The organism is Nocardia nova, from assembly GCF_002933465.1.
In the GTDB taxonomy this organism is placed as follows: Bacteria; Actinomycetota; Actinomycetes; order Mycobacteriales; family Mycobacteriaceae; genus Nocardia; species Nocardia nova_B.
This window is the reverse complement of the sequence record NZ_PSZE01000001.1, coordinates 17427-38955: the sequence shown is the minus strand read 5'-3', so window position 1 is coordinate 38955 and position 21529 is coordinate 17427. Positions and strand designations below refer to the sequence as shown.

Sequence of the window (21529 nt, the reverse complement as noted above, 5' to 3'; positions counted from 1 at the left end):
CAGATTGGACTTTGGCGAGTAGACGGAACGCCGGCCGGGGTCCGGCGGGCGCGGATTCCGCTCGAAAAACGGCTGGAAGACATCATCGAATCTGGCTGGGACCCTGTGCGGGCGAATTCCGCTGTGGATCTGCTCCTGCGCAGCCTGATCGGAATGCCTGTCGGTCGGCCGCCGCAATCGCGCTTTCGAATCACCCGAGGCGACCTCCGCACTCACCGACCTCGAACGAAGGCTGGCCAGCCCGCGGGGCGACACCCGTGCTTCGGAACCATCGCGACCGGTTCCGCGCCGGCCGCAGGGACACTGATGCCGGGCTCTCGCGACCGGTCGGCATCGGGCGCGAGGTCCGTTACCCTGGGCGTTGTCCCTCACGGCGCCAACAGAATTGGGTTGCAGGATTGAACGATTACGGTGTGGATCCGGCCAGCGTGTATCCGTCACCGAATGGTGGCTTCGATTTCGCGCCGTTCCATCGAATCGGTGATGTCGGTGAGTTGGATGTCGAGTACCGATGGCGGCGCAAGCCGTACGGTGATCGGCTGCAAGTGCCGATCGGTATGGCGGACAACGGGTCTCGAGTGACACTGGACTTGAAGTCGTCGCCGGACGCGTCCATCTGCTGTTCGCCGCTACCGATCTACACAGTTTTCACGATGCTCTCGATGCTGTTCGGAACTATCGGATCGGTATGAAGCAACTCAGCCCACGCACCTCCATGCAGGTGATAGGCATTCCCGATGCTTACGATCTGCCCGAGTACCAGGGTTACGGATACATTCGAACCGCGGAGGGCGCCATCACCAGATTCCGAGCTCCCAACCCTTCGTACCGCGTCTACTCGAAAACCATCGCAGAAGACGTGGAGGGGTGCGGTGTCTTCTTGACGACGGGCGTGTCGTCGGTGCTGGCCGACTATCATTCGAGCCGGTTGCGTGATCGACGCCCGGAATAGTGGTTGCCCGTCGACCGCCGAGGCGGATGTGAAGGAGTGGGGGATGATTCGTCGGCTGGGTATGCTCGCGGCGTTGATCGCGATAACCGCCTGCGGGACCGGGAAGTCGGACGATCCCGGTAAATTCTGGTTCACCGCACCACAGAACGATCAGCAGCGTTCGGAAGTTCTGCAGCGGGTGCGGAATGTGGACCCCTGCGCGCTCATTCCGAAGCCCGCACTGGAGAAGATCGGGTCCATCCGTTCGATGGAGAGCCATGACCCCACGTCGTGCGATGTGGAGCTGGGGTCGTCCGAGGCGTACAAAGGGACAAGCGTCGACTGGTCGGTTGTGGTCGCCGAGGTGAAGAACGCCGATAAGGGCAGGACCGAGACGATCGGCGGTGTTCCGGTCACCTTCTTGAGTGATGCAGATTCCGGGATGCCGACCGATCAGCTGGTGCAGCGCACGTGTGCCGTCACGGTCCAATACCCGTCCCACGCGGCCGTCATGATGCACCTCGACGGTCCGCTCGGCACGGATGCCTGCGAAACAGCGAAATCGCTGGTACCGCAACTGATATCCGAGTTCGCCAAGGAACCGCAGCAGGGAACCGTCTCGCCCCGAACCGTTCTGACGGGGGCAGATCCCTGTGCGGGACTTCCGAAGCTGAGTGCCACCGCGGGCCCCGATGATCGCCGAGAGGACAAGTGCGACTTCGTTTATCGCGGAGACGATGTCACCGTCCGGTACGAATACGAGCAACAGAAGCTCATTCAGGGGTCGCAGCAGACCGACTTCCCAGGTAACTACGCGGTCTTCCTCGAGCCCGCATCGGATTCCGACGGCTACGTCACCTACACGACGGTCCTGGGCCCCGAACTCGGCTCGCCCGCCGCAGGCGATTTCCTCGGGCCTCGCCTTCCGGTGGTGACTGTGACGGGGAAGAATGCGGACGCGTTGGCCGAGGTCACCCGGCAGGTGCTGACGCTGTTCCCGTGACCCGGCACCCCGAAGCGTCGCCGCGACCGCTCATCTTGCCCACCATGGTGTGTCGGTCGGGTATTCGGCGAAGTTATCCGGCCAATCGCTAGGGCCCACGACGGTTCCCCCGGGCCTCGGGCGTGGGGTCGGCGGGGCTGGTGGCGGCGGGGGTTCCGGGTCCCATCGCCAAATGAAATGAGGTGAGTTCTTCAGCTCCAGTACTTCGGTGGCACCGGTCGAGCCAGGAATTCACTGTCACGCCAGTGACGTTCACCATTTCGGGCCCGTTCCGCGTAGGACCGCAATCGGACCGCACCGACGCGATCGGCGGGGTTCGCATCTTCGCGAGCTGGAGCAGCTTGCCTTCGACATCCGCCCCCGCGCGTCGCCGGATGTAGGGTGGTCGCCGTCAGGGAAGACCAGTGTCAGAGTGCATCCGTGCTTACCGCCGTCTCGAGCGCATGCAGGGAGACATACCGCTGTCGTTGGGTGAATGCCGTTCCGCGGCCGGTTGCATTGTGTGGGAGGGATTGGGCGAGCGATCTGTGCGAAGGATGGCCCGGTCCGGTGAGCAGAAATACCTGGTAAGCGCCCTCAGCCCAACCCATTTGACGCGCGGCGTCGATGACTGCGCCTATCTTGCGATCCGTTCTGTCTTCGGAAGCTCGCAGTTTGGCGGCAGATTCGGTGGTCCACTCGACGTTGTCACGCCGATGCAATACGAGCGGCACCTCGGGTTGAATCGCCGACTCGGTATAGAAAGCGATGCGCTCGACCGGTCGGAAGAAGCGTCCGGCCTGACAGACGTAGGCCTGACACGACTGGTAGAGGGGCCATGCGACCCGTGCTGCGACCACTGCTGTGTCGACGGCGGCAACCGGCCGCTCGGAGTAAACCGCCATCCCTCGGCTCAGGTCGCCGATCCAGGATGCGGCATCTGAATCGATGTACCCGGCGACTTCGATCACCCGTCGCAGTTCGAACGGAATATCGATGTTCAAGATCGAGTCGTGATGAGCAAGCCGATTCCGGAACTTGCGCACACCGTCGAGCGCGGCCGACACCTCTTTGCGCCGACCTGAGGAGTGCGGGAACGCGCGATGCAGGCAATCTCGCCAAAGCTGCTCGTATTTGGTGCCGAGCAAACCCGACCAGAAGCCGAAGCTCAAACCCGCCACGATCTGGTCGCGGTGCTCCCGGTCTTGTTGTCTCAGGCGCTCACGCACGGCTTGAACCGCCGTTGACACGTTGTCGTTCAACGGAATCAGGAACCACGGAATGCCTCTGACGGCTTCCTTGAAGTGTTCCCGCAGCACGGAGTCCAAGGAGTTACGCAGCAGCACTTCGGTATGTGCGAGTACCTCGAACGAGGCCGCGACCGTCCGAGCGCTCCATTCGTACAGCGACAGGGCCAGCGTGCGGTCGCCGCCAGCCGCGGCTAGGTACGGCGCCATCCGTGGGGCTGAAAGGAGGTCCCACACCTGAGTTTCGCTGTAGTCGACATCCCCCGTCATGGCGGGTATGCTAGCCGACGAACGCCCCAGTGTCGCCTCTGAGTTTTCTCATGCGCCTGGGGCTCCTTATTGCGCTGTTGGCCTCTCCCGGCGGGCGTGTCACCCCGCGTCAGGCGGCGTCGAATTCGCCAGCGGCGATGCCCGAAGTGAAGGCCGTCCACTCGTCGGCGGTGTAGGTGAGGGTGGTGTAGTTGTTGCGGAGGCGTACGGTGCCGTTCGGGAGGTAGTTTCGCTCGCTGTGAGCGCCGCATTTTCGATGTCATCGTACGCGCGCAGGTATCGATCGACGGCCGGCGATTCGACGTAGAGACAACCGGCAAGCTTCTCCACGTAGGCGACCTGAGGCGGTGGTGGGCTCGCGCACCGCAGCGCGAGGAGTCGCTGCCGCTGCTGTCGGAAGTCACCACTGCTGTAGCTGCAGTCCTGTGACGCGGATGGGCCGCGAGAACCCCGAACCAATCGTGCAAACCGCGACGAAAATGTGCAGAAACCGCAAAATTCGGCGCGGTTTGCACGATTGGTTCAGTGGGCCGACCCGGATTCGCTCCAGCGCCGTCGAACACGCGGCGATCGAGCTCGGGACGCGATCGCCGTGCGTCGTGGCTGGGGTCAGTCGACTGGTACATCGCTCGCTGGCCGACAGCACCGCGGCTCGCCATCTGTCGACGCCGTGCAGGCGGGAACGTCCGATGATCAGGCCGAGATCGGTGACGGTGCCGGTGAAGTGGGTGGTGCGGATCTGCATTGTTCGCAGGCTGGAGGTCGTCCGGTTCTGTAGCCCGCAGGCAAGGGCCGCCAGGAAGACCGACAGGGTGCGTTCCGACCAGGCGAAGGCCAGCACCAGTAGCAACGCGTCGCCGATCATGACGGCGCTGTGCCGAACTCCCGCATGGGTTTTCGAGGGCGCCGGCGTCGCGCCGGCGCACGCCGCTCCCATCAGGAATCCGATGAGGATGAGGGCGAGCACGCTGCTTTCGAACAGCCACGGGTTGGCGGCGTCCATCCCCAGCCGCGTGGTCGTCGCGGTCGGATTGCCGACCGGAATGGCCAAGGTCAGGATCGCTACGGCATTGACGAAAGCCGCGACTGTCGCGAGCGGCGAACCGTAGCCGACAAGGAGTGCGCGGTGAGAATTGTGAGGCTCATGGCAGGCATACAGCTCCCGGAGTTGTTGTCTGTCTTGGGCGAATGGGAAAAATCGTATCGGCGTTGCCTCGGAAGAAGCTGAGAAGATTTGATCGCCGGATGTGGAACATGTTGCATCTCAACGTGTTCGGGTGTACGGGTCGTCCAGATTGGGTGAACCGCTCGGCTGATCGGTTGCCTGGTATGCCGCCGCCGAGACGTGGCCGCGCCTGGCCGCCCTCGCCGGCAGTCGGATCGGCGCGTCCATAATCCGCCGATGATCTTGTGGCGCACAAGTTTTGCCTGCGATTCTTCGCGTTCGACATGCGGGTGCGGCGGGCGATGTGTAGCGTCGGCGTTTCAGATAGCCCGAACTCGACGAGCGGTGGCGTGTGATCAGTATCGACGAATGCCTGCGGCGGATCATGGAGATTCCGGGCGCGCGCGGGGTGACGCTGGCGGACGGGGCCAGCGGGCTCGCGATCGCCGCGGCCGGTCGGCACGAATCGATCGATGAGCACGAAGATGCGGCTGCCACAACGGATGTGGTGCGTTCGGTGCTCGCGTGCCCGGCGCTGGCCACCGAGTACGGCGACGACGACGTCACCGAGATCATCGTCTGCGGGACCCGCGGCTATCACCTGCTGAATCTGATCGACGGCGATTTCGACGGCAGGTTGTTCGTGCACGTTCTGTTCGACGAGGAATCCGGAAATCTGGCCCTGGCGAGATTTCAGTTGCGGGGGATTCTCTCCGAATTGACCGAGGGGAGTCATGGGACTTGAGCTGGCGGTAGCGCTGCGCAAGCTGGAAGAAGAGGGAAGTACGGGGGTGCTGCGCGCGGGGGACGGATCGTTTCATCTCACCAGGGGGGCAATCGTTTCCGCCGACTGCCGGCGCACCACCGGTCTGGACCGGCTCGTGGTGGAGGCGGGGGTGGCCACCGCCGAGGATTGGCAGCGCGCCGGATCCGGAGATCCGGGGCGGGTGCTGGCGCAACCGCAATTGGAAACCCTTGCGCTGCTGTCGGTTTTCGACGCCGCCTATTTTCTGCTGGCGTCCGCGACGACTCCCGAATTCGAGCCCGCACCCGAGCACTGGCTGGCGCCGGTCTGTCATATCAACCCGGGCCTGCTGGTGAACGAATGTGCGCGCCGGGGCGATCCGGAAGCGGGACCCTGGCCGGCCGAGGCTGTCGATCGTGCGCCGGTGGTGCCGGTCCGCCGGGTGCGGCGGCGCCGGATCTCGCTCACGGGCGGGCAGGCGGAAGTCCTGGCCGCCGCCGACGGCCGTCGCACCGTGGCCGATATCGCCCGCGAGCTCGGGCGCACGAGTTACGGCTGCCTTGTGGCGGTGCGCGACCTCACGCTCGCGGATCTGATCCAGCCCGCTGATGCGACCACCTTTCCGGCGATTCCGGTGCCGCCGGCGCGATCGGAGGTTGTCGTCCCGCCGCCGCTGGTCCGTCGCCGCCGATCCGCGACATCCGTTGTGCCGCCTGATCATTGGGAATCTCCGGTGGATGTCGACGTGCTCGTCCGCCTGCGGGCGGCGTTGGAGGAACTCGAGTGACCGTGCGCAAGAAGCTGCTCGGCGATCTGATGGGGAGGTTCAGCAAGGTGACGATGTCGGGACCCGAGCCGAATGCGGCGGGTCTCGCGGAATTGAAAGCGTTGCGCGAACGCGTTCCCGGGCTGATCGGTGCGCTGGTGGCATCCAGTGACGGCCTGCTCATCGAGCACGATCTGCCCGCGCATATCGAACCCACCGGCATGGCCGCGCTGTCGGCCTCGCAACTGGCGCTCTCGCATCGGCTGGCCACCACCGCGGTCGGCGGCGGATTCCACGAGGTGGTGGTGCGCGGCACCGGCGGCCATGTCGTGGTCTACGGCGCCGATTGGACCTCGCTGACGGTGCTGGCCGAGCCCGACGTGAATGTCGGCCGGCTGCATCTGGAATCCCGCCCGGCCGCCCGCGCGATCGCCGACCACCTCACCGCCACCCCGACCGGCAAGCACAGCAAAGACGACCGAACAAGTAATACCGATTGAAAGGAAAGAACATGTCCAATCTCGATTTGGCGCTGAAGGAAATGATGGCGATCGACGGCGCTATGGGAGCCTCCGTCGTCGATTACAACAGCGGTATGTCGCTGGGGATGCTGGGGAATTCGAAAGCCCTGGATCTCCAGGTCGCCGGGGCCGGTAATACCGAGGTGGTGCGGGCAAAACTGCGCACGATCGAACAGCTCGGCCTCAACGAGGACATCGAGGACATCCTGATCTCGCTGTCCAGCCAGTACCACCTGATCCGCCCCATGACCGGCCGGACGTCCAAAGGGCTGTTTCTGTATCTCGCCCTGGACCGCGGGCGGGCGAATCTCGCCCTGGCCCGGCATCGGCTGAAGGCGATCGAAGCGGATCTCGAGGTCTGATCGGTGCTGGCCTGGTACCCGATTTTGCCCGCTCATACCCCTCGCCTACACTAGACCGGTTGCTCGGGCACTCTCGTGCCCATATGCGTGCGCGTTGCTCCGGGTGACAGCATTCCAATCCGGTCGGCAACGGTGTCGGCCGGACCAGCCGAAATTGTCGTAGGCCCACGACCGCCCCGCGTGACGGTGCTGTATGGGAACCGCGGCGAGAAAGGTAACGGTCAACACATGACCATGACTGATCCGATCGCAGACTTTCTGACCCGTCTGCGCAACGCCAACTCGGCGTACCACGATCAGGTGAAGGCCCCGCACTCGAAGCTCAAGGCGAACATCGCCGAGATCCTCAAGCGCGAGGGCTACATCGCCGACTACCGCACCGAGGATGCGCCCGTCGGCCAGACCCTGATCGTCGACCTGAAGTACGGCCAGAGCCGGGAGCGCAGCCTGCAGGGTGTGCGCCGCGTCTCGAAGCCGGGTCTGCGGGTCTACGCGAAATCCACCAACCTGCCCAAGGTGCTGGGCGGTCTGGGCGTGGCAATTATCTCCACGTCGAAGGGCCTGCTCACCGACCGTCAGGCCAAGCAGCAGGGTGTGGGCGGGGAAGTCCTCGCCTACGTCTGGTAAGGGAGGTAGGAACAATGTCGCGTATCGGTAAGAAGCCGATCTCGGTTCCCGCCGGCGTCGAGGTGACCATCGACGGCCAGCAGGTGTCGGTGAAGGGTCCGAAGGGCACCCTCTCGCACACCGTCGCCGAGCCGATCACCGTCACCAAGGCCGAGAACGGTGAGCTGGAGGTGGGCCGTCCGGACGACGAGCGCCGCAACCGCTCGCTGCACGGCCTGAGCCGCACCCTGATCAACAACATGATCGTCGGCGTGACCCAGGGCTACGAGAAGAAGATGGAAATCTTCGGCGTCGGTTACCGCGTGCAGCAGAAGGGTTCGAACCTCGAGTTCGCCCTCGGCTACAGCCACCCGGTTCCGATCGAGGCCCCCGAGGGCATCACCTTCCAGGTCGAGGCCCCCACCAAGTTCTCGGTGTCCGGCATCGACAAGCAGAAGGTCGGCCAGATCGCCGCGGTGATCCACGGCCTGCGCAAGCCCGACCCGTACAAGGGCAAGGGCATCCGCTACGCCGGTGAGGTCGTTCGCCGCAAGGTCGGAAAGACGGGTAAGTAAGCCATGGCACAAACTGAAGCTCAGAAAGCCGCCCGCAAGCCGGTCGGCAAGGATGCGTCGACTCGTCGCCGGGTGTCGAAGACCCGTCGGCACTTCCGTCTGCGCAAGAAGGTCCTCGGCACCGCCGAGCGTCCGCGTCTGGTCGTGTTCCGCTCCTCGCGGCACCTGCACGCCCAGGTGATCGACGACTCCGTCGGCAAGACCGTCGCCTCCGCGTCCTCGATCGAGGCCGATGTGCGCGCGCTCGACGGTGACAAGTCCGCGAAGGGTAAGAAGGTCGGCGAGCTGCTGGCCGCCCGCGCGAAGGCCGCCGGTGTGGAGGCCGTGGTGTTCGACCGCGGTGGCCACGACTACCACGGCCGCATCGCCGCGCTCGCGGATGCCGCTCGCGAAGGTGGGTTGAAATTCTGATGTGTAGCTTGCGGAACATCCAAAAGACACAGCTGCGGATTCGACCTGCGGACCGAATGAACATGAACGGAAGGAACGTCTGATGCCGGGACGTCAGCGGCGTGACGGCGGCAACGGACCCGCCGGACAGAACAGCAACGAGCGCGATCAGCGCGGCGGCGGTCGCGACCGTCGCGGCGGCGGTGACCGTCGCGACAATGCCGCCGAGAAGAACCAGCTCGAGCGCGTCGTCGCGATCAACCGCGTCTCCAAGGTCGTGAAGGGTGGTCGTCGCTTCAGCTTCACCGCCCTGGTGATCGTGGGCGACGGCAACGGCCTGGTCGGTGTCGGATACGGCAAGGCCAAGGAAGTTCCCGCGGCCATCCAGAAGGGTGTCGAGGAGGCTCGCAAGGGCTTCTTCCGCGTCCCGATGATCGGCAGCACCATCACGCACCCGGTGCAGGGTGAGGCTGCCGCCGGTGTCGTCATGCTGCGTCCGGCCTCGCCCGGTACCGGTGTGATCGCCGGTGGTGCGGCGCGTGCCGTGCTGGAGTGCGCGGGTATCCACGACATCCTGGCCAAGTCGCTCGGTAGCGACAACGCCATCAACGTCGTGCACGCGACGGTGGCGGCTCTGAAGATGCTGCAGCGTCCGGAGGAGGTGGCCGCTCGCCGCGGTCTGCCGATCGAGGACGTTGCCCCGGCGGGCATGCTGCGTGCGCGTGCCGGACAGGGAGTCTGACATGGCACAGCTCAAGGTGACCCAGATCAAGTCCACGATCGGCGCCAAGAAGAATCAGCGGGAGTCGCTTCGCACCCTCGGCCTGCGCGGTATCCGCCAGACCGTGGTCCGCGAGGACAACGCCCAGAACCGCGGGCTGATCAACGTCGTGCGCCACCTCGTTTCCGTTGAGGAGGAAACCGCATGACCCCCATCAAGCTCCATCACCTGCGCCCCGCCCCGGGCGCCAAGACCGAGAAGATCCGTGTGGGTCGCGGTGAAGGCTCCAAGGGTAAGACCGCCGGTCGCGGTACCAAGGGTACGAAGGCTCGCAAGAACGTGCCGGCCAGTTTCGAGGGCGGCCAGATGCCGATCCACATGCGCCTGCCGAAGCTGAAGGGGTTCACCAACCCGTTCCGCGTCGAGTACCAGGTCGTGAACGTCGGCGATATCGCGCGGCTGTTCCCGCAGGGCGGCACCATTGGCAAGGACGAGCTCGTCGCCGCCGGTGCCGTGCGTAAGAACCAGTTGGTGAAGGTGCTCGGCGAGGGCGAGATCGGGGTGGCCGTCCAGGTCAGCGCCGACAAGTTCTCCGGCTCCGCCAAGGAGAAGATCACCGCCGCCGGTGGTACCGCCACCGAACTGGGCTGACAGTTACTGGTAATACAGTCGGGGCGCCGGACGGGTGAGAGCCCGTCCGGCGCCGCTGTTAGAGTTCAAGTGTTGTCTGCCAACCAGTCTGCCCCGTTGTCGTGGCACAGGACCGGCCCTGCCCTGTAGGGCACCGGTATGTGCCGAGGTGACGGAAGTGGGCGTGACCCCCGTGTCGTCAGCCAGGAGGATCTGTGCTTTCCGCCTTCGTGTCGGCCTTCCGGACCCCGGACTTGCGGCGGAAGATTCTCTTCACGCTGGGCCTGATCGCGCTGTATCGCGTCGGCGCCTCGCTACCGTCGCCCGGCGTCGACTACCAGGCGATCCGCCATTGCATCGACGTCGTCTCCGGCGGTGACAATGCCGGCATCTACCAGCTGATCAACCTATTCTCCGGTGGTGCGCTGCTGCAGCTGTCGGTGTTCGCGATCGGGATCATGCCCTACATCACCGCGAGCATCATCATCCAGCTGCTGACGGTGGTCATTCCGCGGTTCGAGGAACTGCGAAAAGAAGGCCAGTCCGGCCAGAACAAGATGACGCAGTACACGCGTTATCTCTCCATCGCGCTGGCGATTCTGCAGGCCACCGGTCTGGTGGCGCTCGCCTCGCGCGGTCAGCTGCTGCGCGGCTGCCCGGACGAGATCCTGGCCGACACCAGCATCTTCGGTTTGATCATCATCGTGCTGGTGATGACCGCCGGCGCGGCGCTGGTGATGTGGTTCGGCGAGCAGATCACCGAACGCGGTATCGGCAACGGTATGTCGCTGCTGATCTTCGCCGGTATCGCCGCCCGCATCCCGAGCGAGGGCAAGCAGATCCTCGACAGCAAGGGCGGCCTGATCTTCGGGCTGGTGTGTGTCGCCGCCTTCGTGGTGATCGTCGGCGTGATCTTCGTCGAACAGGGCCAGCGCCGAATACCGGTGCAATACGCCAAGCGTGTGGTCGGCCGTAAGATGTACGGCGGGTCGTCGACCTACCTGCCGCTGAAGGTCAACCAGGCCGGTGTGATCCCGGTGATCTTCGCGTCCTCGCTGCTGTATCTGCCGAATCTGGTCGCCCAGCTGACCCAGTCCTCCAACTCCGACAGCTGGTGGCAGAAGATCATCCAGAAGTATCTGGTGAACCCGGGTAACCCGGTGTACGTCGTGATCTACTTCGCGTTGATCGTGTTCTTCACCTACTTCTACGTCGCGATCACCTTCAACCCGGAGGAACGCGCGGACGAGATGAAGAAGTTCGGTGGCTTCATTCCCGGTTACCGTCCGGGTAAGCCGACCGCCGACTATCTGAACTATGTACTGAGCCGAATCACTCTCCCCGGTTCGATTTACCTCGGTGCTGTTGCCGTACTGCCCAACTTGCTGTTGCACATCGGTGCAGGCGGTGGCGGTTCGAACTTCCTGCCGTTCGGCGGCACGTCGGTGCTGATCGTCGTGAGCGTCGGCCTCGATACGGTCAAACAGATCGAGAGCCAACTGATGAACAGAAATTACGAAGGGTTCCTCAAGTGAGACTCGTACTGCTCGGACCGCCGGGTGCCGGTAAAGGGACACAGGCCGAACTGCTGTCGGACAAGCTGGGTGTTCCGCACATCTCCACGGGGAATTTGTTCCGTGCGAACATCTCCCAGCAGACCCCGCTGGGCCGCGAGGCGCAGAAGTACCTCGACGCCGGCAACCTGGTGCCCAGCGATGTGACCAACCGCATGGTGGAGTCGCGCATCGCCGAGCCCGATGCCGTCAACGGATTCGTGCTCGACGGCTACCCGCGCACCGTCGACCAGGCCGAGGCCCTGGAGAAGATGCTCAAGGAGTCCGGTCACGCACTGGACGCCGTGATCAGCTTCGAGGTGGCCACCGATGTGGTGGTCGAGCGGATGCTCGGCCGCGGCCGCGCCGACGACACCGAGGAAGTCATCCGCAACCGGATGCAGGTGTACCGCGACGAGACCGAACCGCTGTTGCAGCACTACGACGGCCTGGTCGTCTCGATCGACGGCGTGGGTGAGGTCGACGAGGTCAACGCGCGCGTGCTCCACGTTCTGGGTCGCTGAGGCGAATGGTTTTCGGCCTCAAGCAGAAGAAGGTGGTGCCGTTCCGCACCGCAGGTGAGCTCGATGCCATGGCCGCGGCCGGCGCGATCGTCGGCCGCGCGCTGGTGGCCGTGCGCGCGGCCGCCAAGCCCGGCGTATCGACCTGGGAATTGGACGAGGTCGCCGAGCAGACCATTCGCGAGGCGGGCGCCGTCCCGTCCTTCAAGGGCTATCACGGTTTCCCGGGATCGATCTGCTCGTCGGTGAACGACCGTGTGGTGCACGGGATTCCGTCGAAGGACGAGGTGCTCGCCGAGGGCGATCTGGTATCCATCGACTGCGGTGCGATTCTCGAGGGCTGGCACGGCGATTCGGCGTGGACGTTCGGCATCGGCGAGATCATCGAGGCCGATCGGTTGCTCAGCGAGGCCACCCGGCTGTCCATGGACGCCGGTATCGCGGCCATGCTGCCGGGCAATCGCCTCACCGACGTCTCGCACGCCATCGAGCTCGGGACGCGCGCCGCGGAGAAGGAGCACGGCCGCGCCTACGGCATCGTGGACGGGTACGGCGGGCACGGCATCGGCCGCCAGATGCACATGGATCCGTTCCTCGCCAACGAGGGTGCGCCCGGCCGCGGGCCGAAACTCGTGGTCGGTTCGGTGCTGGCCATCGAGCCGATGTTGACTCTCGGCACCACGGAAACGACTGTGCTGGACGATGATTGGACCGTGGTCACCACCGACGGCAGTCGCGCCGCGCACTGGGAGCACACGGTAGCGGTGACCGAGGACGGTCCGCGGATCCTGACCGTTCGTCCCGAATAATCCGTTTCGCGACGCACCCGTGGCCTTGTCGGCGCGGGTGCGTCGTGCTGTCGGGGGCTGTTACGCCGTGCCCCCCGTCATGGTGGTGAGCGGCACGATGCCGGTCCAGCCGCACGGGCGGTCGCAGCTGGCGACGACGGTGGGCGCTCCGGCGAAATCGGCCGAAGCCCGCGCGGGATAACCGCATTCGGGACATTTGCCGAAGTAGTCGAGAACCTCGTGCCTTCCGGGGTTCATGGCGATACTGTGTTCGGTCACGGGCCCTCCTCACAGTCGGCGTACGGCGTCGAGACCGCACGTGTTTATGAATATCTGCTGGTCGAGAACCTAACTCCCGGTCCGGTCCCATCGATCGGTTCCGGGTTGCGCCCTGGATATCTCACAAGCGGATCGGCGAGGCGCTGCGGGTGTGCCACAGCGGGTTCCCTCGACCTCCCCGGCCGGGCGCGATCCGCCTGCGCACCGGGGTATATCGGATCCGCAGCAGTGGGGCTCGGCAACTCAGCGAGCCGACACCGAATTTCCTTGGGCGCCACCGGATATTCAATCTGGTGTGCTGTTGTTGCTACTGCGCGCGTCGACGGTGGAGGTGGCAGTGGTCAACGAACGGCTCCATGCCGACATGATGACGGTGGTCGAGGGGCTCGACGAGCAATTGCGCGGGATCGCCGAGATCCAGTTGCGACGCTCCCGGCTGACGGCCACGGCGAGCGCCTGTGAGCAGCGAATCCAGGTGACTGTCAATGCCGACGGACTGCTGATCGATACGAAGTTCGCCGACGATATCGCGGATCTGACCTACGACGAGATCGCCACGGGGATGACCGCGGCGGTGCAGCAGGCCGCGGCGGAGGTGCTGCGACTCGGCGCCGAACTGATGCAGCCGCTGCGCGAGCGGAAGCTGCAATTGCCGAAGTTGTCGGAATTCGTCGAGGGCGCACCGGATCTCGGGCAGATGATGCCCACCGCACCACCGGCGCCGACCCGGATCGAGGATTATCGCGACGTTCCGCCCACGCATCCGGTGGACGGCAGCGCGCACCGCTCGATGGTGTCCGACGAGGACTGATCCCCCGTGAGCCTGTACCTGCCCCCGCCCGTACGTCCGATCGCCTGGGTTGCCGGCTCCAGTTGGCCCGACGGTGACGAAGACAAGATGTGGGCGGTTTCGCGGGCCTGGGAGCAGGCGTCCAAGGATCTCGCGGCGCAGGTCTCGGGTATCGAGAGCGCGAAAACGGCGGCGATGGCGGCCTTTCCGGCCGGCGATGCCGCCGATCAGATCGGCACGTTGTTCGATGCCTTTCTGCAGGGTGACCAGTCGCTCGCGACGCTGGCCGAATCGTTCAAGACAATCAGCGATTCGACCTTCGACGTCGGTACCGAACTGCAGTCGGCGAAGATCAACATCATCGTTTCGCTGTGCATTCTGCTGGTCGAGATCGCCTGGGCGTGGCTGTTCCCGCCGACCGCACCGGCGGTGGAGGCCGCCGCGATCGGCACCACTCGATCGATCGTGAAATATATCGCCGACGCACTGCAGAATGCGCTCGAACGTGCTTGGGCGAAACTGGGATTCGCGACCCGCGGCGAACTCAACGGCGCCTCGCGGTACTGGTTCAAGCACATCCTCTCGGCCGATACCTGGAAGGGGATGAAGGGACAGACCTGGAAGTACAAGGCCAAGACGATTCTGCCCACGGCCAAGGGCATGGGCGTCTACACGCTGAAATTCGGTGAGGGCGCGCTTTGGGCTCCGGTGACCAACGCTATCGTGCAGGGCGCGCAGATCGCGGACGGTAAGCGGCACGGATTCAACTGGAAGGAATTCGGCGCCTCCTGGGCGGCCTCGGCGTTGAGCACTATTCCCAGTCGCGAACTCGGCCGGTACATGGGCTTCGGGATCGGCAATCTGGACAAGAAATTCGGCGGCGCGATCACCAATATGCCGTTCCGGTCGGGAATGTTCCTGCAAGGGGCGACCATCGGTGCCACGGCCGGTGTCTTCGGCAACGTCTTCGGCAATATCGGCGCGGGTGCGGTGACCGGTGATATCGCGGGCGCGTTCGCGGGACCGGAAGGCTGGGTAGGTAGTGCGGCCCGCGGCGGGATGGTCGGCGGTATGCGCGGTCTGGGAACGAAGACGACCACCAACACCGAGGGCGACCCGAGGTTCAACCTCTGGATGAATGCGAAGGCGCCGTGGGCGCCGCCGAAAACGCCACCCACGAACAATCCGCTGACGCCGCGCCCGGTGCCGGGACAGAGCGAGGCGGCGTCGACGACGCACCCGGGTGGCACGACGAATACCGCGACGGCCAACACCACGACGGCCAACGCCGGCGGAAGCCACCAGCAGGGTGGTGGTTTCCGGGATCCGTCGGATCCGAACTACATGACCCCGTCGCGTCCCGCGCCGCAGCCGCCGGTCAACGGTGGGCAGGGTGGTGGTGGTTTCCGTTCGCCCTCGGATCCGAACTACATGGTGCCGTCGCGTCCCGCGCCGCAGCCGCCGGTGAACGGCGGGCACGGGGGTGGTGGTTTCCGTTCGCCCTCGGATCCGAACTACATGGCGCCCTCGCGCCCGGCCCCCGCACCGCCGACCCACGCCGCGGGGACGGGCGGGCAATCCGGTGCGGATGGAACACGTTCGGGCCCAGCGGGTTTCGGCGGACCGCATCAGTCGACGGCTGCCGGGGGCGGTTTCCGCGACCCGTCGGATCCGAACTATATGACGCCGTCGCGTCCGGCTCCGCCTCCGCCGGTCAATGGCGGGCAGGGCGGTGGTGGGTTCCGGGATCTGTCGGATCCGAACTATATGACGCCGTCGCGTCCCGCGCCGCAGCCGCCGGTGAACGGCGGGCACGGGGGTGGCGGTGGTTTCCGTTCGCCCTCGGATCCGAACTACATGGTGCCCTCGCGCCCGGCCCCCGCCCCGCCGGTAAGCGGCGGTGACGGATCGGTGCCGCATCCGATCGGCAATTCCGCGGGCGCCGCCCCCGGCTCTCGCCCGGCGCCTTCGATCAATGCTGCGCCGGTGGGTAATTCGACGGGAAATCCGAGCAATCCGCCGAACTTTTCCCGGCCGTTCACGCAGCCGGGTGCGTCGGTGGGTGGGCCGGTGGGTTCGTCGTCGGCGCCGATTCATGCTGCGCCGGTGGGTAATTCGACGGGGAATCCGAGTAACCCGCCGAACTTTTCCCGGCCGTTCACGCAGCCGGGCCCGCCGACTGCCTCCGTGCCGAATCCCTCCACCGGAGGGCAGGGTGGTGGTTTCCGCGACCCGGCGGATCCGAACTATATGACTCCGTCGCGTCCGGCGCCGCCCCCGCCGGTGAATGGTGGGCAGGGTGGTGGCTTCCGGGATCCCTCGGACCCGAACTACATGACCCCGTCGCGTCCGGCGCCGGCCCCGCCCCCGCCGACCGGCCCGGATGAGTCGCAGGATCCGGGGAGGCCGTTGGGACCGGGTAAGGACTATCGCGCGAAGTCGCGGCCGAAGAAGGTGCCGGACATCGGTCCGATGCCGGCGCACTACGACGCGCCGGATGCGCCGGGCGAGGAAGCGTGGCTGGAGGCGGCCGATTCGCCGCCCGCGCCGCGCGCGGCGGCCTTGGATGGTTCGGGCGGGAGCGATCCGGGTGGGGACGATCCGAATGTCGACAAGCCGTTCCAGATGTAGGCACACAGGTAGGGACTGACAATGGCGGAGAAGATCGAGGTGGATGTCGACGCGCTGACCAGAGCAGCCGATCTGCCCGAGGACGTCTCACACAGGGTTCGGGGCGTGATCGATACCCTGCACAGCACGCTGGCCGGAATCGAGAACGACTCCACCAACCAGCCGTGGGGAAACGACAAGTCCGGCAAGAAGTTCGCCGATGGCGACAAGGGATACAAGGCGACGCGGGCCAATATGGTCGACGGCGGCTACAGCATGGCCGATGCCCTATTCCAATTCGCCGAGGGTGAGCGTTCGGCCGCCGACCAGTTCAGAGCCGCCGAACAAGGTTCGACCGAAGGCCTCGGAGGACGATCATGACGTTGCCGAATGCGGATACCACCGAATGGACCCAGATGCTGGGAGCCGCGAATTCCGGTGTGCTGCAGTTCGATACGAAAGACATCAAGGCCGCCACCGATGCGGCGGCGCAGCTGATCGCCAATCTGGAAGCACTGGCGCAATCGGTCCACGACACCCGCGCGCACGAGGTCGGCGCCTTCAGCATTCTGCAGTCCAGCCGCGACCTGGCCGGTGTCTACAGCAATCATGGGGCGGCACTGTACAACTCGCTGATGACGCATGCGAATGTGGTCCGCGATCAGTTCGACACCTTCGTCGCCGCGGGTAAGACCTTCGCGGCGCACGAGCACAATTCGACGTTCAATTTCGACACGCTGGCCAAACCCAAGGACGTCACCAGCAATGTGACGCCGCCGAAACTCTCCTCGAACGGTGGGAGTCTGGTCGCCGACCTCAATCAGGATCTCGTCGACGACAGCTGGTCGATGCCGAGTTTCCCGGAGGCGATCCAAGGTTACGGCGGTAAGACCGATTCGGTCACCATCAATATCGAGAACCCGGACAGCCTGGACTGGGATCAGATGATCCAGCTGGGGCAGACGATTCACGCCCAGCCGCCGATGGATCTGTCCGGATTCTGGGATTCGATGTCGAAGCTGCTCTCCACCAATATGGCCACCTACGCGGACCAGATCGCGAAGCTGCAGGCCAGCTGGACCGGTACCGCGTCGGCCGCGGCGGTGACCGCGGTGCGCAATTACAAGGACAGTACGCAGGATCTGATCGACGCCATCAAGGTGACCGGTGCGAGTTTGCGGTACACCAGCGACTGGCTCGAGGCCACGCGCAAGTCGATGCCCACTCCCGGGCAGCCGGAGAAGACCGGCTGCAAACATCACCACACCGACGAGTATCGCGCCAATTACAAGAAGTACTACGCGGATCCGATGAAGTCGACGATCTCGACGATTCCGACGATCGCCATTCCGGGCCAGGCGAGCGGCGGTAGCACATCGGGCAGTGGATCCGGTTCGGGCAGCGGCTCGGGCTCGGGTTCCGGCAGCGGTTCGGGGTATGGGAGCGGTTCGGGGTATGGGAGCGGCTCCGGGTACGGCAGTGGGTCGGGCTACGAGAGTGGTTCGGGATATGGCAGTGGGTCGGGCTACGAGAGTGGTTCGGGTTACGGCAGTGGGTCGGGCTACGAGAGTGGTTCGGGTTACGGCAGTGGCTCCGGCTACGGGAGCGGTTCGGGCTATGGCAGTGGCTCCGGGTACGGCAGTGGCTCCGGGTACGGCAGTGGGTCGGGTAGCGGCGCCACATCGCAGCAGCTGCAGGCGGCCTACCAGCAAGGCTACGAGGCTGGATACCAAGAGGGTTCGCACAGTTCGGGGTCGGGCAGTGGCTCCGGCTACGGAGGCGGTTACGACAGTGGTTCGGGCTACGACAGTGGTTCCGGGTACGGCGGCGGCTCCGGTTATGGCAGTGGAGATGGCAGCGGCCAGGGTTACGGCAGTGGAGATGGCTATGGCAGCGGCCAAGGCTATGGAAGCGGCCAAGGCTATGGAAGCGGCCAAGGCTATGGAAGCGGCGCGGACTACAGCAGCGGTTCCGGCTACGGCTCAGGCTACGGAGGTGGCGCGGGCGGCGGTTACGGCGGCGGATCCGGGGCGAGCTCGGGTTCGGGTCGCACCAGCAAGAATTCGCAGATCCCGAGCAACTACGACAGCATGCCGGGCAGCGGCGAGTCCAACCAGCAACTTCCGAATCTGAGCGACCTGCTCAATTCCTCCGGACTCGGTGACACCGGCGGATCCTCCGGGGGCAGTTCCGGTCCCACCAGCACGCCGTACTCCGGTCCGAGTGGCAATGGCACCGGCTCGTCGACCGGTACCGGATCCACCTCGGGGACGGGTTCGTCGACGATTCCGTCGAGTCTCGGCAAGAACCAGCAATCCGGGGCGGGTGCGGCCAAGAACGGTCAACAGCAGCTGCCGTCACTCGACGATCTCCTGTCCGGCCTTGCGGGAGAACAGAATACGGAGGCCGGGACCGGGACCACCGGCGACAGCCTCGGTCAGACGGTACCGTCCTTCGGCGATTCGGCGACGACGGGAAGTTCGAATCCGCTGAAATCGCTGCTGACCGGTGGGTCGGGCACCTCGAACCCGCTCGCGTCGCTGCTCGGCGGGAGCACAGGGGGCTCCAACCCGCTCGAATCGCTGCTCTCGGGCGGTGAACAGGCACTGAACCAGCTCGGGCAGACGGCCCATGACAGCCTGTCCGGCTTGGGGCAATTGCTCTCCGGCATCCCCGGATTCGATCAGTTGCTGGCGAGCAATCCGGATCTGCGTCATCTCCTGTCCGGTATCCCCGGTCTGGACCAATTGGTCTCGGGATCGACCGGGGTGGACCAACTGCTCTCCGGCAATCCGGACCTGAGTCACCTGCTCTCCGAAATTCCCGGACTGGATCAACTGTTGTCCGGTACGGGCGACGCCGATCCGCTGCACGCGCTGGCGGAACGGCTGCGGGACCTCAGCCACACCCCGGGTATGGAGGGCCTGTCGGATATCGCGGCACAACTGGACCCCGGCGGAGGCGACAGCGCCGGCGGGGGAGGCGCCGATGCCGGTGGCGGAGCCGGTGACGCTGGCGGAGCCGGTGACGGGCCCGACGGTCCGACACCGCCCCAGCAACTCGATCAACCGCGGCAACCGGACAAGTTTCCGCGCGCATCCCTACCGGCGGACGTCTCCACCTACGGTGCCGGACATCATGATTCGTACGACCAGCAGGCCGGTCAGCCCGGACAACCCGGTCAGCCCGGTATGGCGGGTACCCCGGCGTCGAGTGCGGGCAATTCCGGACCGCAGGGTCAGCACCGGCGGCCGAAGTACCTGACGTCCACGGACTGGCTCGACGACGCGATGGGCGATACCCCGTTCCGGGTCAAGCCGGTGATCGAACCATGAACGAGGAAATGTGAACACCTGGACCCTGACGGACCTGGAATTCAAGGTGTTGTGCGACACCCGATTCTTCGGTCTGGTGCCGTCGATGTTCAGCATTACCAGCCGCATCCCGTATCTGGACGACTACGAGCGCGAATGGCGCCGCACCCGAGCGGAGTTGGAGAACCGCGGCGACAGCGCCTTCGAAGCGATCGTGGACACCATGGTGCTGCCGGAGGTGCTGGTCGGCGGCGAGGCCTGGGAGGACTCGGATTTCGACAATCCGAACAAGCGGGTGCGCTTCTATGCCGGGCGGCTCGGTTCCCGCGGATTCGTCGTGGTGCAGTTGCCTGGCGAAACCCTGAAACATGCCGAAGGTTTCACCATCACCGCCTGCGATCCGCGGGCGCTCGGGGAGACGGTCGTCGGCCTACTGCCGGCGGCCGGACCGGGGCGGCGCGGACCGATCGAGATCGAGATCGGCGAAGGCACCGGCCGGTCCTCGGGTGGCGGTTCGATGGTCGCCGACGATGATGACGACTACCGCGGGCTCACCAGTGCGGCCTTCTTCGACATTCCCGCGGCCCATACCGGCACCGTTCGATTGACCCAGGGCAGATCGAAATTCGGTCCGCGCGGTCGCATCTCGGTGGCTCGGCTGTGGCGCGATCTGCCCGATGACGGTCGCTATGTGATTCCTCTGGAGGAACCGGCGCCGGTGGCCGTCGGGATGGGCTCGGCGGGACTGGCCGACTGGATCGACACCGAGGCCGAGCACATCGTGCAGCGGATGAACGACTATCAGGAGGTCGACGAGTGACGCTCACGCCTCGAGCAGGAGCGTGACCGGCCCGTCGTTCACCAGTGACACCTGCATGTGCGCGCCGAAGCGGCCGGTCGCGACGGTGGCGCCGAGATCGCGCAGCGCGGCGGCGAATTCGTCGACCAGGGGCTCGGCGACCGATCCAGGTGCCGCGGCCGACCAGGAGGGCCGCCGGCCCTTCGCGGTATCGGCGTAGAGGGTGAACTGGCTGACCACCAGGATCGGCGCGCCCAGATCGGCGGCCGAGCGCTCACCGTCCAGAATGCGCAGGCGAAACAGCTTGTCCGCCAGAGTCTTCGCGAGCGCGGCGGTATCGGTGCCGGTGACGCCCACCAGGGCGAGCAGGCCGTGCGGCACCCCCATCGCGGGCGGGTCGATCTCGCCCACCACCTCGTCGTCGACCGTGACCCGGGCCGAGCTGACGCGCTGTACCAGGATTCGCATGCCCTCCATCATCGGATATCGGCCGCCGCGGTGGGTTTTCGCGGTGGCTTTCGGGACCGGCCACCGGGAGTTCACGTCGGCGCCACTGATGATTTTCCCGGGACTGCCATCGTCGAAAACCAGCGTCGACGGGCGCCGGCCGGCAGTGCGATGGAGGGACGGACTATGGCGGACGAGATCGAGGTCGAGGTGGCGAAACTCCGCACGGCCGCCGGGAAAACGCAGGATGTGCGTGACCACATCGAACAGGTGCTGACGAAACTACAGGGTAAGACCACCGGCTACGGAAACTGCTGGGGGGACGACAGTCTGGGCAAGCAGTTCGCCGGTACCGGCAGCGGCGATGGCTACCTCGCCGCACACGACAACATGGTCACCGGCGCGCGCAACTTCTCCACCGCCTTCCAGAAGTTCTCCGACGGCCAGAACGACAGTGCCACCTATCTGGAGACCATGGAGCACGGCAACACCTACGGCTTCAAGTGATCGAACAGCC

At 65.4% G+C, this 21529-nt stretch carries 27 protein-coding genes; 22 read left to right on the top strand and 5 right to left on the bottom strand.

The annotated features are described in order from the left end of the window. Positions 1–413: 413 nt before the first annotated feature. The 3 genes from C5E41_RS00140 to C5E41_RS00130 are packed head-to-tail and all read left to right on the top strand — an operon-like array spanning position 414 to position 1934. Positions 414–692, top strand: coding sequence for a hypothetical protein (locus tag C5E41_RS00140; RefSeq protein WP_104373824.1), 279 nt, complete (start codon positions 414–416; stop codon positions 690–692). After that, the gene (locus tag C5E41_RS00135; protein WP_104379668.1) at positions 689–952 is read left to right on the top strand and encodes a hypothetical protein; all 264 of its coding nucleotides are present in this window, start codon (positions 689–691) and stop codon (positions 950–952) included. Before C5E41_RS00140 ends, C5E41_RS00135 begins: the two co-directional genes overlap by 4 nt. Positions 953–995: 43 nt before the next feature. Continuing rightward, the gene (locus C5E41_RS00130) at positions 996–1934 is read left to right on the top strand and encodes a hypothetical protein (RefSeq protein ID WP_104373822.1); all 939 of its coding nucleotides are present in this window, start codon (positions 996–998) and stop codon (positions 1932–1934) included. Positions 1935–2341: 407 nt separating this feature from the next. Here the strand turns inward: C5E41_RS00130 and C5E41_RS00125 are convergent, their stop codons facing one another. The 3 genes from C5E41_RS00125 to C5E41_RS00120 form a co-directional block, all read right to left on the bottom strand. After that, positions 2342–3430 carry a hypothetical protein gene (locus C5E41_RS00125; protein WP_219823067.1) on the bottom strand — a complete coding sequence of 363 codons (1089 nt, stop codon included), beginning with the start codon at positions 3428–3430 and terminating at the stop codon, positions 2342–2344. Positions 3431–3529: 99 nt separating this feature from the next. Continuing rightward, positions 3530–3889 (bottom strand): Scr1 family TA system antitoxin-like transcriptional regulator, encoded by a 360-nt coding sequence (locus C5E41_RS35850; RefSeq protein ID WP_368854483.1) that lies wholly within the window; start codon positions 3887–3889, stop codon positions 3530–3532. Continuing rightward, positions 3831–4589 (bottom strand): YoaK family protein, encoded by a 759-nt coding sequence (locus C5E41_RS00120; RefSeq protein WP_258080669.1) that lies wholly within the window; start codon positions 4587–4589, stop codon positions 3831–3833. The genes C5E41_RS35850 and C5E41_RS00120 overlap by 59 nt, the downstream gene beginning before the upstream one ends. Before the next feature lie 358 nt (positions 4590–4947). On the opposite strand from C5E41_RS00120, the gene C5E41_RS00115 reads away from it, so the two are divergent. The 13 genes from C5E41_RS00115 to map all read left to right on the top strand — a co-directional run bounded on the left by C5E41_RS00115 (position 4948) and on the right by map (position 12794). Further along, entirely contained in the window at positions 4948–5340 is a 393-nt protein-coding gene (locus C5E41_RS00115; RefSeq protein WP_104373820.1) for a hypothetical protein, read from the top strand. Continuing rightward, a complete protein-coding gene (locus C5E41_RS00110; protein ID WP_104373819.1) occupies positions 5330–6127 on the top strand; it encodes a hypothetical protein in 798 nt (265 codons plus the stop codon). Before C5E41_RS00115 ends, C5E41_RS00110 begins: the two co-directional genes overlap by 11 nt. Next, positions 6124–6606 carry a roadblock/LC7 domain-containing protein gene (locus C5E41_RS00105; RefSeq protein ID WP_258080632.1) on the top strand — a complete coding sequence of 161 codons (483 nt, stop codon included), beginning with the start codon at positions 6124–6126 and terminating at the stop codon, positions 6604–6606. The genes C5E41_RS00110 and C5E41_RS00105 overlap by 4 nt, the downstream gene beginning before the upstream one ends. 11 nt (positions 6607–6617) lie before the next feature. Next, positions 6618–6989: a hypothetical protein gene (locus tag C5E41_RS00100; protein ID WP_104373818.1), complete on the top strand. Its 372-nt coding sequence runs from the start codon at positions 6618–6620 to the stop codon at positions 6987–6989. Between the two features lie 228 nt (positions 6990–7217). Further along, positions 7218–7616, top strand: coding sequence for a 30S ribosomal protein S8 (rpsH, locus tag C5E41_RS00095; RefSeq protein ID WP_030513400.1), 399 nt, complete (start codon positions 7218–7220; stop codon positions 7614–7616). 14 nt (positions 7617–7630) lie between these two features. Beyond that, positions 7631–8170: a 50S ribosomal protein L6 gene (rplF, locus tag C5E41_RS00090; protein WP_030513401.1), complete on the top strand. Its 540-nt coding sequence runs from the start codon at positions 7631–7633 to the stop codon at positions 8168–8170. 3 nt (positions 8171–8173) lie between these two features. Beyond that, the gene (gene rplR, locus C5E41_RS00085; protein ID WP_036498216.1) at positions 8174–8581 is read left to right on the top strand and encodes a 50S ribosomal protein L18; all 408 of its coding nucleotides are present in this window, start codon (positions 8174–8176) and stop codon (positions 8579–8581) included. Between the two features lie 82 nt (positions 8582–8663). Then, complete coding sequence (gene rpsE / locus C5E41_RS00080) at positions 8664–9302, top strand: 30S ribosomal protein S5 (protein WP_062994279.1); 639 nt, start codon at positions 8664–8666, stop codon at positions 9300–9302. Between the two features lies 1 nt (position 9303). After that, positions 9304–9489, top strand: coding sequence for a 50S ribosomal protein L30 (gene rpmD, locus C5E41_RS00075; RefSeq protein ID WP_030513404.1), 186 nt, complete (start codon positions 9304–9306; stop codon positions 9487–9489). Continuing rightward, positions 9486–9932, top strand: coding sequence for a 50S ribosomal protein L15 (gene rplO, locus C5E41_RS00070; RefSeq protein WP_104373817.1), 447 nt, complete (start codon positions 9486–9488; stop codon positions 9930–9932). Before rpmD ends, rplO begins: the two co-directional genes overlap by 4 nt. A gap of 194 nt (positions 9933–10126) precedes the next feature. Further along, complete coding sequence (gene secY / locus C5E41_RS00065; RefSeq protein WP_104373816.1) at positions 10127–11446, top strand: preprotein translocase subunit SecY; 1320 nt, start codon at positions 10127–10129, stop codon at positions 11444–11446. Further along, positions 11443–11988 carry an adenylate kinase gene (locus C5E41_RS00060; protein WP_062994277.1) on the top strand — a complete coding sequence of 182 codons (546 nt, stop codon included), beginning with the start codon at positions 11443–11445 and terminating at the stop codon, positions 11986–11988. Before secY ends, C5E41_RS00060 begins: the two co-directional genes overlap by 4 nt. A gap of 5 nt (positions 11989–11993) precedes the next feature. Next, on the top strand, positions 11994–12794 hold the full coding sequence (gene map / locus C5E41_RS00055) for a type I methionyl aminopeptidase (protein WP_104373815.1): 801 nt from the start codon (positions 11994–11996) through the stop codon (positions 12792–12794). A gap of 60 nt (positions 12795–12854) precedes the next feature. Here the strand turns inward: map and C5E41_RS00050 are convergent, their stop codons facing one another. Further along, on the bottom strand, positions 12855–13052 hold the full coding sequence (locus C5E41_RS00050; protein WP_104373814.1) for a hypothetical protein: 198 nt from the start codon (positions 13050–13052) through the stop codon (positions 12855–12857). Between the two features lie 295 nt (positions 13053–13347). On the opposite strand from C5E41_RS00050, the gene C5E41_RS00045 reads away from it, so the two are divergent. The 5 genes from C5E41_RS00045 to C5E41_RS00025 are packed head-to-tail and all read left to right on the top strand — an operon-like array spanning position 13348 to position 20586. After that, positions 13348–13863: a YbaB/EbfC family nucleoid-associated protein gene (locus tag C5E41_RS00045; RefSeq protein ID WP_104373813.1), complete on the top strand. Its 516-nt coding sequence runs from the start codon at positions 13348–13350 to the stop codon at positions 13861–13863. Positions 13864–13869: 6 nt separating this feature from the next. Then, entirely contained in the window at positions 13870–16473 is a 2604-nt protein-coding gene (locus C5E41_RS00040) for a hypothetical protein (RefSeq protein ID WP_104373812.1), read from the top strand. A gap of 21 nt (positions 16474–16494) precedes the next feature. Then, positions 16495–16833, top strand: coding sequence for a hypothetical protein (locus C5E41_RS00035; RefSeq protein ID WP_104373811.1), 339 nt, complete (start codon positions 16495–16497; stop codon positions 16831–16833). Beyond that, positions 16830–19787, top strand: a complete 2958-nt coding sequence (locus C5E41_RS33125; RefSeq protein ID WP_146097422.1) for a PPE domain-containing protein — start codon at positions 16830–16832, stop codon at positions 19785–19787. Before C5E41_RS00035 ends, C5E41_RS33125 begins: the two co-directional genes overlap by 4 nt. Before the next feature lie 10 nt (positions 19788–19797). Then, a complete protein-coding gene (locus C5E41_RS00025) occupies positions 19798–20586 on the top strand; it encodes an ESX secretion-associated protein EspG (RefSeq protein ID WP_104373810.1) in 789 nt (262 codons plus the stop codon). Between the two features lie 3 nt (positions 20587–20589). Here C5E41_RS00025 and dtd read toward each other — a convergent pair whose 3' ends face one another. After that, positions 20590–21033: a D-aminoacyl-tRNA deacylase gene (gene dtd, locus C5E41_RS00020; protein WP_104374145.1), complete on the bottom strand. Its 444-nt coding sequence runs from the start codon at positions 21031–21033 to the stop codon at positions 20590–20592. Positions 21034–21198: 165 nt separating this feature from the next. On the opposite strand from dtd, the gene C5E41_RS00015 reads away from it, so the two are divergent. After that, entirely contained in the window at positions 21199–21519 is a 321-nt protein-coding gene (locus C5E41_RS00015; RefSeq protein WP_146097421.1) for a hypothetical protein, read from the top strand. The last annotated feature ends 10 nt before the right edge of the window (positions 21520–21529 follow it).

What these genes read in the sequence shown, in the direction of transcription:
- map (WP_104373815.1), top strand. Translation starts at nt 11,994, where the DNA reads ATGGTTTTCGGCCTCAAGCAGAAGAAGGTGGTGCCGTTCCGCACCGCA.
- C5E41_RS00135 (WP_104379668.1), top strand. Translation starts at nt 689, where the DNA reads ATGAAGCAACTCAGCCCACGCACCTCCATGCAGGTGATAGGCATTCCC.
- rplR (WP_036498216.1), top strand. Translation starts at nt 8,174, where the DNA reads ATGGCACAAACTGAAGCTCAGAAAGCCGCCCGCAAGCCGGTCGGCAAG.
- rpmD (WP_030513404.1), top strand. Translation starts at nt 9,304, where the DNA reads ATGGCACAGCTCAAGGTGACCCAGATCAAGTCCACGATCGGCGCCAAG.
- C5E41_RS00110 (WP_104373819.1), top strand. Translation starts at nt 5,330, where the DNA reads ATGGGACTTGAGCTGGCGGTAGCGCTGCGCAAGCTGGAAGAAGAGGGA.
- C5E41_RS00015 (WP_146097421.1), top strand. Translation starts at nt 21,199, where the DNA reads ATGGCGGACGAGATCGAGGTCGAGGTGGCGAAACTCCGCACGGCCGCC.
- C5E41_RS00035 (WP_104373811.1), top strand. Translation starts at nt 16,495, where the DNA reads ATGGCGGAGAAGATCGAGGTGGATGTCGACGCGCTGACCAGAGCAGCC.
- C5E41_RS00130 (WP_104373822.1), top strand. Translation starts at nt 996, where the DNA reads ATGATTCGTCGGCTGGGTATGCTCGCGGCGTTGATCGCGATAACCGCC.
- rpsE (WP_062994279.1), top strand. Translation starts at nt 8,664, where the DNA reads ATGCCGGGACGTCAGCGGCGTGACGGCGGCAACGGACCCGCCGGACAG.
- rplF (WP_030513401.1), top strand. Translation starts at nt 7,631, where the DNA reads ATGTCGCGTATCGGTAAGAAGCCGATCTCGGTTCCCGCCGGCGTCGAG.
- rpsH (WP_030513400.1), top strand. Translation starts at nt 7,218, where the DNA reads ATGACCATGACTGATCCGATCGCAGACTTTCTGACCCGTCTGCGCAAC.
- C5E41_RS00100 (WP_104373818.1), top strand. Translation starts at nt 6,618, where the DNA reads ATGTCCAATCTCGATTTGGCGCTGAAGGAAATGATGGCGATCGACGGC.
- dtd (WP_104374145.1), bottom strand. Translation starts at nt 21,033, where the DNA reads ATGCGAATCCTGGTACAGCGCGTCAGCTCGGCCCGGGTCACGGTCGAC.
- C5E41_RS33125 (WP_146097422.1), top strand. Translation starts at nt 16,830, where the DNA reads ATGACGTTGCCGAATGCGGATACCACCGAATGGACCCAGATGCTGGGA.
- rplO (WP_104373817.1), top strand. Translation starts at nt 9,486, where the DNA reads ATGACCCCCATCAAGCTCCATCACCTGCGCCCCGCCCCGGGCGCCAAG.
- C5E41_RS00125 (WP_219823067.1), bottom strand. Translation starts at nt 3,430, where the DNA reads ATGACGGGGGATGTCGACTACAGCGAAACTCAGGTGTGGGACCTCCTT.